Origin of the sequence: Acinetobacter sp. WU_MDCI_Abxd143 (genome assembly GCF_025514195.1) — a bacterium.
Lineage (GTDB): Bacteria > Pseudomonadota > Gammaproteobacteria > Pseudomonadales > Moraxellaceae > Acinetobacter > Acinetobacter pittii_H.
In genome coordinates, this window is the sequence record NZ_JAHPTH010000008.1 from 49,476 (window position 1) to 61,342 (window position 11,867).

An 11,867-nucleotide genomic window follows, 5' to 3' on the forward strand; every position below is an offset into this window, starting at 1 on the left:
TATGAAGAGCTTAATTAAGCTTGATTTGTAAAGTAATCTTCACTAAAGCCCATAATTAAGTCAGAACCAGCTTTGATTTTAGCAATACGCGCATCAATATCAGGCAAAATACGTTCAACAAAATACTGAGCTAAAGCAAGTTTATTTTGGTAGAAATCACCAGACTTATCTTTTGCTGCTGCTGCAATTTTTGCAAACATGTATGAGAAGCTGAGTAAACCGACAGCATGTAAATAATCAACCGCAGCTGAGTTCGGGAATTCTACATTTTCAGCAGCTTGCTCAATAATAAACTGAGTGATTGCTTCGATTTCAGTTGCAGCATCTAAAGTTGCATCTTTAATAAAGTTTAAATCCGCATCTAATGTATTTGCAAAGTCACGAATTTCAGTGATGTATTCCGCGATGAAAGCACCGCCACATTTAATGGTTTTACGACCAATTAAATCTTGAGATTGAACGCCGTTGGTTCCTTCGTAGATTTGAGCAATACGAAGGTCACGAATACATTGCTCCATACCCCATTCACGGATATAACCGTGGCCACCAAATACCATTTGAGCATCTAAAGCCGCTTGGAATGCTGTATCTGTGAGGTAAGCTTTTGCAATTGGAGTTAAAAGCGCAACGCGGTCATTGGCTTTTTTCACTGCTGCTGCATCAGTTGAGAATTTAGTAATATCGAGTTGTTGACCTACATAAACTGCAAATGCACGAGATGCTTCATTGTTTGCACGTACGTTTAACAACATACGACGTACATCACCATGCACTAAAATGCTGTCAGCAGGTTTGTTTGGTGATTGAACACCAGCTGCACTACGACCTTGTAAACGGTCAGTCGCGTATTGAGCAGCATTTTGATATGCAAATTCAGATGCGCCTAAACCTTGAATACCCATTGATAAACGTTCGTAGTTCATCATAACGAACATTGCTGCAAGACCTTCGTTTTCTTTACCAACGAGGTAACCTTTAGCTCCATCAAAGTTCATTACACAAGTTGCAGATGCTTTGATACCCATTTTATGTTCAATTGAACCTGGGCCAACATGGTTACTGTCGCCTAAAGAACCATCTTCATTTACAAGGTATTTCGGTACGATAAATAACGAGATACCACGTGAACCAGCAGGGGCATCTGGAGTTTTAGCAAGTACTAAGTGAATGATGTTTTCTACTAGATCGTTGTCACCGCCAGTGATGAAGATTTTAGTACCTGTAATGTTATAAGTGCCGTCTTCATTACGTTCAGCTTTAGTTTTGATAATACCTAAGTCAGTACCTGCATGTGGCTCAGTTAAGCACATGGTGCCTGACCATTCACCTGAATAAATCTTAGGTAAATAAGTCTCTTTTTGCTCTTGAGATGCGTAGCTGTTTAAAGCCATACCTGCACCCACTGAAAGAAGCGGGTAAAGCATAAATGATGGGTTTGTCGCAAATAACATTTCATCAGAAAGAACGGTGAGCATTTTTGGCATGCCTTGACCGCCCCATTCTTCATCGGCACCTAAGCCAATCCAACCACCTTCTGCATATTGACGAAATGCATCTTTAAAACCAGCTGGTGTGAATACTTCGCCGTTTTCATAGCGAGCGCCTTCTTCGTCACCGGTACGGTTTAATGGATGAGTCACGTTCTGAGCAAATTTAGCCATTTCTTCTAAAATTGCTTCAGCTGTTGCAGCATCTACATGAGCGAGTTTCTCATTAGACTGCCAAAATTGTTCTGCTTTAAATACATCATTTAAGATGAATTTCATATCAGCTAAAGGAGCATTGTAAATTGGCATAATCGTTCACCTTTTTTGTGCACATTGGCCTGTGCTAGATATCCTGTAAAACGAAATGGATATGGAATTTAAAGTGTAAATTTATCATTGATTTTATAAAAAAAGGACCGTCAAAACTGAGCAGTCCTTTTTTGTTTTTTAACATTGCATATCGCAACTAACTATGGTTAGAAAGCGAAATGTTCAGCGTCTAATGACATTAATGGATCTAGACCACCAGCGATCACATCTACATGAGAACGTACACGTGGCAAGATTTTCTTGAAGTAGAAACGAGCAGTAGTTACTTTCGCATTGTAGAAGTCAACATCGGTTGTACCTTCTGCCAATTTCTCTTGTGCTACAAGCGCCATACGAGCCCATAGGTAAGCTAAAGTGATATAACCTGCGAAGTATAGGTAATCTACAGCAGCAGCACCGACTTCATCTGGGTTTTGCATCGCACGCATACCAATTTGCATAGTAAGATCGCCCCATTCTTTGTTAAGTGCCGCAAGCGGTTCAACAAATTCTTTCATAGCAGCGTTGTCTTTGTTTGCTTCTACGAATTTATGGATGATCTTAGTGAAGTCACGTAGCATTGCACCTTGAGTTTGCAATACTTTACGACCTAACAAATCAAGTGCTTGAATTTCGGTTGTACCTTCATATAAGCAAGCAATACGTGTATCACGTACGATTTGCTCCATGCCATGCTCAGAAATAAAGCCATGACCACCGAAGACTTGTACACCGTGCTTAGCAGATTCAGAACCTGTTTCAGTTAAGAATGCTTTTGCAATTGGAGTCAATAAAGACAAGATGTTGTCAGCAAACTTACGCTCTTCTTCAGTTTCGCCTTTTTCAACGATATCTGCGTATTGAGCAAGTAAGTAAACAAGAGCACGCCCGCCTTCAGCAAACGCTTTTTGAGTTAAAAGCATGTTACGAACAGCAGGGTGAACGATAATAGGATCTGCTTCTTTTTCTGGAGCTTTAGGACCAGAAAGTGAACGCATTGCTAAACGTTCTTTCGCGTAAGTCAACGCACCTTGGAAAGATGATTCAGACGCTGCTAAACCTTGAACAGCAGTACCAATACGTGCTGTGTTCATGAAGGTGAACATACAGTTCAAACCACGGTTTTCAGGTCCAATCAAGTAACCTTTAGCTTGGTCAAAGTTAATGACACAAGTCGCGTTACCGTGAATACCCATTTTGTGTTCGATAGAACCACAACGTACCGCATTACGTTCACCAATAGTTCCATCTGCATTTACATTGAATTTAGGAACGATGAATAATGAGATACCTTTAGTACCTTTTGGTGCACCAGGTAGGCGAGCAAGAACGATATGGATGATGTTCTCAGCCATGTCATGTTCACCAGCAGAGATAAAGATTTTCTCGCCAGAGATTGCATAGCTACCATCTGCATTTGGTTCTGCTTTAGTGCGGATAATACCTAAATCTGAACCTGCATGAGACTCAGTTAAACACATCGTACCTGTCCAAACACCTGAAACAAGGTTTGGTAAATAAGTATTTTTTTGTTCATCAGAACCGTGATGTTCTAATGTACGTACAGCTCCGTGAGACAAGCCTGGGTACATGCCCCATGCCCAGTTCGAGCTACCTACCATTTCAGAAATTGCAATACCTAAAGAGTTAGGTAAGGCCTGACCACCGTATTGTTCTTCAGCTGATAAAGACGGAAAGCCAAGTTCAATATATTTTTGATAAGCTTCTTTAAAACCTGTTGGAGTAGTGACTACGCCATCATTCCAAGTACAACCTTCGCGGTCGCCAACTTGGTTTAAAGGAGAAAGTTCATTTTCACAGAAGTCAGCAGCAGCTTCTAAATATTGATCAACCAATTCACGGCTTACGTTACCTTGGAAATCAGGTAATTTTGCATAGTGTTCTTCAGCATTTAATAATTCATGCAAAACAAATTGCATATCACGTAAGGGCGCTTTGTATTGTGGCATATCGGGTTCCTCAATACTGGTGAAACCAGAGTTATAATCTTAATCTATGAGAATGTGCCATGAGGCACCTTGGACTATTACATCGTGCAACAACTTGCATAACTGCACAAGCACCTCAGGACCTTTACTTTGTGACTGCAAAGTCAAGAAAAAAATGCTTAAACTAGCTAAGTGCTTTGAGTGTAAACACTTTTGGTTATGTTTATATGATACAAATAGTCAAAATCGTAAACAGTTATGTATAAACAAAAAGGCGCCTATAGGCGCCTTTTTGTTTCATAATTTTAGAATTATTTTGCTGGAGCTGGTACTGGAGCAGGAGCGTTAACTGGTGGTTGAGGGCGCTTTGGTTCAAAACGAAGGTTACAAGTACCTTCAAGTGTCTTATCTCCAACTTGAACATTTACTGTTTGTCCATTCGCTTTACCATCACATGCTTTTTGGATTTGTTCAAAGCGAGCTTGACGTTCTGCGCGGCGCTGTTCCCATGCAGCTTTTTGTTCTGGAGTGAACTCACGGTGCTTCATACGGTGGTGACCCTCACGTGGGCCATCTTTCATCATTCCACGCTCTGGTTTAGGTGGTTGAGTTGTCGATTGACATGCAGCCAAACTTCCCATTGTTACAATTGCCGCACTGAATAATGCAATTTTTGCCGTCATTTTCATATCTAAAGCCCTTTAATGTTGTGTTTACTGATGGGTTAAAGATTAGATAATAAAGATGTAGAAACAATGGAGAGTTTTTCTTTTCGTTGTTGGTTACAATGCAAAATATAGGGTAAAAATGAGAGAGTGCTTTTGAACGTTCTACGTGTTCCCATTGCATTACGGTTATTTTTGACAGTCTTGCTCACCACATTGCTTATTGCGACGGCAAGCTTGAGCGTTTTGCACTGGACAATGCAAAAGAACTTTGCCAAATACGTGGCTGACGTTGAAATGCAGAAGCTAGATCGTCTCATTACCAATTTGGGTGATGTCTATACCGTGTACCATGATTGGGGAAATGCGATTCAGGCACAGATTTTACAAATCGAAGGTACGGCAGCTCCTGACGACTATGATCGTCTCTCACAGTGGTGGCTTCGTCGCCAATATGATATTGCCATACAGCAGCATTCTTTCGATGAACATGCCCTTATTAATATTTCACCGCAAGTTGCACCGACCAATAAAAATACTATTTTTAGTGATGAAGAGTTAAGAACGCTTGAGCAAAATTTACCTTCTCAATATCAACCCTTTGAAGGGCTAAGATTCCCGTTAAGTGCAAACCAGTTTCGTCCAAGTGATGATAAAAATAAGTCAAAGAAGGGAAGCCTAAAAGATATTGAAACCCAAAATGGGAAGAAGCGTTTTATTGCTTTGCCAGACCGTTTGGGTTTGAGTTCCCGTTTATCTTTATATGATGCACGGCACCAGTTTGTTGTAGGTGAACCGCCTTCTTCAGATCAGATGTCATTTCGCCCGATTATTTTAAACAATCAAGTTGTTGGATATTTAGGTTTAAAGCCAGTTTTAGATAAAGAAGATGCTTTGAGTATTAATTTCTTTAGTAATCAAAAGCGTTATTTACTCTTAATTTATGCTTTAACTTTACTATCAAGTCTAGTTGCAGCGCTGTTAATGGCGACTTATTTTAAAAAGCCAATTCAGCGTTTATTAAATGCAACGAATGAATTAACCAAAGGAAATTATCAACATCAAGTAGTCATTAAGCGAAATGATGAGTTAGGTGATTTATCAACTCAATTGAACCATTTGGCAGAGATTTTACATCAGCATGAAGAGTCACGACGTCAATGGGTGGCCGATACTTCTCATGAGTTAAAAACTCCTTTGGCTGTATTGCAAGCGCAAATTGAAGCGATGCAAGACGGGATTCGAAAAGCAACCCCTGAACATTTAGATGCAATGATGCGTCAGGTTTCAAGTCTGAAAAAATTGACCCAAGACCTTGCAGACTTAGCGCAGGCAGATGCTCAGCAGCTTAAGTGTTATTTGAGTTCTGTAAATCCATGGGAAGTGGTATTACAAGAAGTTGAAAACTTTAAACCCAAACTTGAGCAGGCTGGTCTCGAAATTCAAGTTGAAGGAACAAGTTCTCCGCTATTATTAGACCGTGATCGGTTTAAACAGATTATTGTTAATTTAATTAGTAATAGTATTCGTTACACAGAAACAGGTGGCAAAATTCATATTCATACAAGTCAGACTCCTCAAGAGTGGACGTTATATGTCGATGATAGTCCTTATGGTTTAAGTGATGAGCAGTTATCCCGTTTAGGTGAACGTTTCTATCGCGTAGATGATTCGCGTACGCGTAGTACAGGTGGAACAGGGCTGGGCTTAGCTTTGTCTTGTAAGATTGCGCAGGCGCTTGGTGGTACACTCAGTTTTGAACATTCACCATTAGGTGGTTTACGTTGTGTACTTACTTTTAAAAAGCAGAGTTAAATATAAAAGGAAAAATATCTCATGAAACATGTGATGTTGGTTGAAGATGAAGTCGAATTAGCGCATTTGGTGCGTGATTATCTTGAAGCTGCCGGTTTTGAAGTAAGTATGTTTCATGATGGTCAAGATGCCTATGCGAGTTTCCAGCAACGTAAACCTAATTTAATGATTCTGGACTTAATGGTTCCACGAATGGATGGTTTAACGATTTGCCGTAAAGTTCGTGAACAGTCAGACTTACCGATTATTATGGTCACTGCCCGTACCGAAGAAATTGACCGAGTATTAGGTCTTAACATGGGTGCTGATGATTATGTATGTAAGCCATTTAGTCCGAAAGAGTTAGTTGCTCGTGTACAAGCTGTGCTACGTCGTTTAGAGCGTAAGGCCGAGCCTGAGCAAAATGATTCTTTCCGCATCGATAAAGCACAACAAAGAATTTGGTATCAACAAAAATCGTTGAGCTTAACGCCAACCGAATTTCGCTTACTTGAGCTATTTTTAGAGCATGTGGGGCAAGTTTATTCACGTGCACAATTATTGGATCACATTAATCCGGACAGCTTTGATGTTGCCGATCGTGTGATTGACAGCCATATTAAAAACTTGCGCCGAAAAATTAGTGAAGCGGCTGAAACTGGTAACCGCCATGAGTGGATTCAAGCAGTTTATGGTGTAGGTTATCGCTTCGAATATCCTGAAGAGTAAGTCTTTATAAAAGTTATTCTGTGGATAACCACAATGTTATCCACAGAAAATGTGGATAGTTTTAAAGAGTTATGGATAAATTATAATCTTGGTGTGATTAGGCACTAATTGCCAAATTTCATCTATATCTACATTTCTAACAGCGATACATCCTAAGGTCCAATCCTTATGGGGCATATAATTCGAGCTAAAAGGCATCGATAGTAAGGATTTTGGAACGGATCCATGAATCATGATATCTCCTCCCGTTGGTTGATTATGTTGCTTGGCATAAGCAATATCTTTCGCATCGGGATAGGAAATATGCAGAGATTTATAGTACGCACTTTTGGAGTTTCGCCAATCTATAGAATAAATTCCTTCAGGTGTTTTACCATCATTTTCAAAGTGTTTATGTCCTTTAGGATTAAAGCCGAGACGAATCGGATATTGCCGAATTACCTCTTCATTATTTTTAAGTAGAAGTAGGCGTTGGTTTTTAAACACTTCAATTGAGGTAACTGGCTTGGTCTTTATAAGTTCTAATATTTCTTCTTTTGAGAGCGCTTGATGGCTTGAGGTAAAAGTCGGTAAATATTTTTCATAATTATAAAAAGCGATTCCCAGTGGAACTATAAGAAGTGTGCAAATAATGATGGAGCTAATTTTCATATATTATTTTTTATACTCAATGAACTCTCTTAAGTGTTAAGAATGACTTAAGAGAGTTTAGTTTTTTAATATTAAGATGAACAGCTTACTGCTACATCTGGAACATCACTTGGTAACGGCCCTAAATCTTGTGGTTGCTCAAGCTCTGGTTGTCTTGTGTAAGGATGATTAAGTAGTTTAAATAAACGATCTACTTCACTAAAATCATCGCGTTCAGCTGCTTCAATAGCGCGCTGCGCCATGTGGTTCCGTAAAACATAAACTGGATTTGCTTTTTGCATATTGGCATCCAGCTCATCAGTATCTTGATGTTCACGAATGCTTTCATATTGGCTAAGAAACTCATCAAACTGTCTAATATCAAGACAGTCATCTCGTAAAGCTTTGTATTCTTTATTTTGAAGACGAATAAAACTTTGAGTGTAATCGAGTTTTTCAGTTTGTAAGATTCTTAAAAACGCAAAACTACAATCAAGGCTGTCTTTATGGAAATGAGGAAGACCCATTTTTTGACATAAACCTTGTCCATAGTGTTCTAAAAAGATTGGTTCAAATTGTTCTAAGCAACGTGCTAACTCTTCTTTGAACTCATCTTTTTGCTCAGGTTCAGCGAGAGGGATTAAGTTATTTAACCACGTCCATAAGTTCCAATGGCCTATACTCGGTTGATTTTGATAAGTATAACGACCTTGGTAATCTGAGTGATTGTTGATCCAGTTGGGGCGGAATCGCTCCATAAAACCATATGGCCCAAAATCGAGTGTTGAGCCGGTAATATTTAAGTTATCAGTATTCATCACACCATGAGCAAACCCAACCAATTGCCATTTTGCAATCATGATCGCAGTACGCTCAACCACCTTTTTGGCAAAAGATAAAGTTGGATTTTCGGTTTCTAGGCATTCTGGATAATGCCATTCAATACATTTTTGAGTGAATTCTGACAGCAATTCAGGAGCATATTGATTAATCCATTCAAAGTGCCCTAAACGAATATGGCATTCAGATGTTCTGAGTAGCATTGCGCCTAACTCTAATTTTTCACGCTGTACGCCTTGAGTCGAGGTTGTGAAACCGACTGCATGACTAGATGCGACGCCTAAAGCATTTAAAGCATGTCCGGCTAAATATTCACGTACCACAGAGCGTAATACTGCTCGTCCATCCCCCATTCTTGAATAAGGGGTAGGGCCTGCACCTTTGAGGTGTAGATCGATGGTTTGACCCTTTGTATTGAGTATTTGCGCAATCAGTAAGCCACGCCCATCTCCGAGTTGTCCTGCCCATTGTCCGAATTGGTGACCCGCATAGACCATTGCCAAAGGTGGAAATTCAGGGAATGTACGCTGTCCACTACAGATCTCAACCCATGCATTTTTATCGTCTTCTGACCATTGTAGTTCATCAGCCAAAGCACTGTTAAAATGTCCTACTTTTGCACCACGTAAAGGTGATGGCTGCTGAACATGAAATAATTTAGACGGAAGTGAAGGGTAGAGCGGATTAAACTGCATAGGCTTAGCAAAATAGAAAGAGCAGATTTCACTATACCATAGTTAAAAAGCAGGCATAAAAATAGCTCCCGAAAGAGCTATTTTAGTTCAGAATTTATTTTAGTCTGACACCACATTGGTATTCTTTTTAACACTACGCATGAGTGTTTCTAAGCATTCACGGTGATGACTTAGACGATGTTCAAGCAATTGAAAATCAACTTTAAGCTTATGATCCATTCTATGAATCTTTTCAGCCATTGCTGCTTTTTTAGCTTGTAACTCTTGTTCTTTAAGTTTTGCCCAATCATTTAAGGTGTGTGTAAATGCTTCGTACTCTTGTGCAATACGTTGCTTCATTTGAGTAATGTCTGCATTTACATCATGACCATAAATAGCGAGGTCTTGTTCAGCGTATTTAAATTTCATCGCCAGTTCTGCTTTCTTAATATTAAAGCTTGGAATACGACGTAAATTTTTAGCTAAACCAATTTTAGAACATGACCAGATCAACCATTTAGTTGGGTCATATTGCCACCATTTCACACCATTACGATAGTCGTATTGGAAGATATGGTGATAGTTGTGGTAACCCTCGCCCCAAGTGGCAATGGCTAACCAGAAATTATCACGTGCTGAGTTTTCGTCTGTATAAGGACGTTTACCAAACATATGACAAAGTGAGTTAATAAAGAATGTAACTTGATGGCTAATGATTAAACGTACTAGACCACCCAAGAGTACTACACCCCATAGGTCGCCAGTTGCCCAACCGATTAAGCCTAAAATACCAACATGAACAGCAACTACGAGTAAACCATAGTATTTATGCTGGAACATGACCAATTTATCATTGAGTAGGTCTGGTGCATTTTTAAAGTCTGGCTCAGATGGTGAATGATCACGGATCATCCAACCCATATGCGCATACCAAAAACCACGCTCAATTGAATATGGATCTTCATCAACATCATCAACATGTCGATGGTGAGTACGGTGACCAGATGCCCAGAACAAAATACTATTTTGCACGGCAAATGTTCCACCGATCATTAAAAGAATTTTAAGCGGTAACGACGCTTCATAAGCTCGGTGAGCCCAAAGGCGATGGTAACCAGCAGTAATCCCCATACTACTTAGAGCTAAAAGAAAAAATAAGCTTACCCATGCGCTTACACTAAAATCATAATAATACGCATAAATCGGGATTATTATTGCGGCAAGAATTGGTAAACCAATTAAGGTAATGCTAGCGGTCCAGTTAATTGGGGCTTTGAGTGGGGCGGAAGTCATATCCGGCAGCGCTCCTAGAATCCTTGTGAAACAAGGTACAAAGACAAAACGACATAGCAAAACCAATCATCAAGATATATTGCTATTCTATCCTTCATATTAGCACGTGCTTAGTGAGAATCACTAGCATTATTGTACAGATGTATTGAAAGAACCGTAACAGAATTAAACTATGTCAAAGAGTTTTTCAAGCAGGAGAAGTTGTTTAATGAACGTACAACGATTGAAAAAAAAGAACAGCATTGATATTGCAAGAAAATTATCATTGAAATGTGTCTTGGTCACAATCAGTCTTGTATTAGCCGCATGTCAAAGTGCACCCGAACAAAGTACGAAAAAAGTTCAAACAAAAAGAACAGCTCATCAGACTCAAGCACCTGTTGTAAAAAAGAGAGTGAGTCCAGATGGCATTCAAGATATTGATTGGCAGATCACTCAGATCAGTGGTCATAAGGCAAAATTCTTTAACCAATGGCCAACTCTTTCACTGAACTCAGCAGTCAAAACAGTATCGGGCCATACTGGCTGTAATGCTGTTTTTGGTCGTTATACCTTTAATTTCAGTCAGCAAAAACTTGATATGCAAGTAAATGCAGGTCATACAAGCTGTGATGGTGCTTTGGCTCAAGAAGCAGAGCTGGTAGATGCTTTGCAACGTATTCAACGCTTTCAACTCGTAGGTAATACGCTATATCTACTTGACCAGAGTGGTCAGCGCCTCATTCAGGCACAAAAGAAATAAAAGGTGGTTTTTACCACCTTTTTTATATTTATAGGGCTTGTAACATCGTGGTTGGAATATCTGTAATTAAGCCCTGAACCTCTAAATCACGCAGCCTTTTTGCTCTTTCTACATCATTTACTGTCCAGACACTGATGTTCAAATCAGCTTGATGTGACAATTGAATCATTTCATCTGTTGCAAGCTGGTCGTGCCAACCAATATGACCGCAACCATATTGATGCGCGAGTTTAATTGCCGTTGCCCCAACTGGAAGCTCAACTAACAATCCGCGTTTAAATTGAGAGTTTATATCGCGTAAAGCAGTTAGAATTTGAAGATCAAAACTTGTGATGGTTACGACTTTCTCAAAGCCCTGTAATTCCATCTCAAGCTTTTGAACGAGTTGTTCGGCTAACGCCATATCTCTTACAGCTTTAACCTCAACTTCAATATGATCGAAATTATCAAGTAAGTTTAAAACACCTGTAAGGGTCGGTGTTGGTTCAGAAGTTGGCCAATTGGGCCAGCTTTGACGATGATCGAATGACAACGCTTGAGCCAAAGTCGACTGCTCTACAACTTGATCGACTCCAGATGTACGTAAAAAACTGTCATCATGAATAACAACTAACTCTTGGTCTTGAAGCTGACGAATATCAAATTCGACACCACGAATACCTAAGTCTTTTATGTGCTGAAACCCACCTAACGTGTTTTCAGGAGCTTCTCGGCGTGCACCACGGTGACCAATAATGCGCATAATTTTCTTCTAT

Annotated in this window: 10 protein-coding genes; 3 read left to right on the plus strand and 7 right to left on the minus strand. The window is 39.6% G+C overall.

Annotation, left to right across the window (positions count from 1 at the left end):
- Window positions 1–14: 14 nt before the first annotated feature.
- The 3 genes from KTI79_RS13980 to KTI79_RS13990 form a co-directional block, all read right to left on the minus strand.
- Entirely contained in the window at window positions 15–1,796 is a 1,782-nt protein-coding gene (locus tag KTI79_RS13980; protein WP_086265222.1) for an acyl-CoA dehydrogenase C-terminal domain-containing protein, read from the minus strand.
- A gap of 167 nt (window positions 1,797–1,963) precedes the next feature.
- Complete coding sequence (locus KTI79_RS13985; RefSeq protein ID WP_046811894.1) at window positions 1,964–3,766, minus strand: acyl-CoA dehydrogenase C-terminal domain-containing protein; 1,803 nt, start codon at window positions 3,764–3,766, stop codon at window positions 1,964–1,966.
- A gap of 290 nt (window positions 3,767–4,056) precedes the next feature.
- Entirely contained in the window at window positions 4,057–4,434 is a 378-nt protein-coding gene (locus KTI79_RS13990) for a hypothetical protein (RefSeq protein ID WP_086265221.1), read from the minus strand.
- 132 nt (window positions 4,435–4,566) lie between these two features.
- Between KTI79_RS13990 and baeS the strand changes: the two genes are divergently transcribed.
- Both baeS and KTI79_RS14000 read left to right on the plus strand, forming a co-directional pair.
- The gene (gene baeS / locus KTI79_RS13995) at window positions 4,567–6,225 is read left to right on the plus strand and encodes a sensor histidine kinase efflux regulator BaeS (RefSeq protein WP_044100323.1); all 1,659 of its coding nucleotides are present in this window, start codon (window positions 4,567–4,569) and stop codon (window positions 6,223–6,225) included.
- 21 nt (window positions 6,226–6,246) lie between these two features.
- Complete coding sequence (locus KTI79_RS14000; protein ID WP_002116101.1) at window positions 6,247–6,933, plus strand: response regulator; 687 nt, start codon at window positions 6,247–6,249, stop codon at window positions 6,931–6,933.
- A gap of 69 nt (window positions 6,934–7,002) precedes the next feature.
- Here KTI79_RS14000 and KTI79_RS14005 read toward each other — a convergent pair whose 3' ends face one another.
- From KTI79_RS14005 to KTI79_RS14015, 3 genes are all read right to left on the minus strand, one after another.
- A complete protein-coding gene (locus tag KTI79_RS14005) occupies window positions 7,003–7,584 on the minus strand; it encodes a murein L,D-transpeptidase family protein (RefSeq protein ID WP_086265220.1) in 582 nt (193 codons plus the stop codon).
- A 71-nt stretch (window positions 7,585–7,655) separates the two neighbouring features.
- On the minus strand, window positions 7,656–9,098 hold the full coding sequence (locus KTI79_RS14010) for a protein adenylyltransferase SelO (protein ID WP_086265219.1): 1,443 nt from the start codon (window positions 9,096–9,098) through the stop codon (window positions 7,656–7,658).
- 99 nt (window positions 9,099–9,197) lie between these two features.
- Window positions 9,198–10,370: an acyl-CoA desaturase gene (locus KTI79_RS14015; RefSeq protein ID WP_016143072.1), complete on the minus strand. Its 1,173-nt coding sequence runs from the start codon at window positions 10,368–10,370 to the stop codon at window positions 9,198–9,200.
- A 208-nt stretch (window positions 10,371–10,578) separates the two neighbouring features.
- Here KTI79_RS14015 and KTI79_RS14020 point away from each other — a divergent pair, with 208 nt between their 5' ends.
- A complete protein-coding gene (locus tag KTI79_RS14020) occupies window positions 10,579–11,112 on the plus strand; it encodes an META domain-containing protein (protein ID WP_139841474.1) in 534 nt (177 codons plus the stop codon).
- A gap of 28 nt (window positions 11,113–11,140) precedes the next feature.
- On the opposite strand, the gene KTI79_RS14025 is transcribed toward KTI79_RS14020, so the two are convergent.
- Window positions 11,141–11,854: a glycerophosphodiester phosphodiesterase gene (locus KTI79_RS14025; protein ID WP_086265218.1), complete on the minus strand. Its 714-nt coding sequence runs from the start codon at window positions 11,852–11,854 to the stop codon at window positions 11,141–11,143.
- Between the last annotated feature and the right edge of the window lie 13 nt (window positions 11,855–11,867).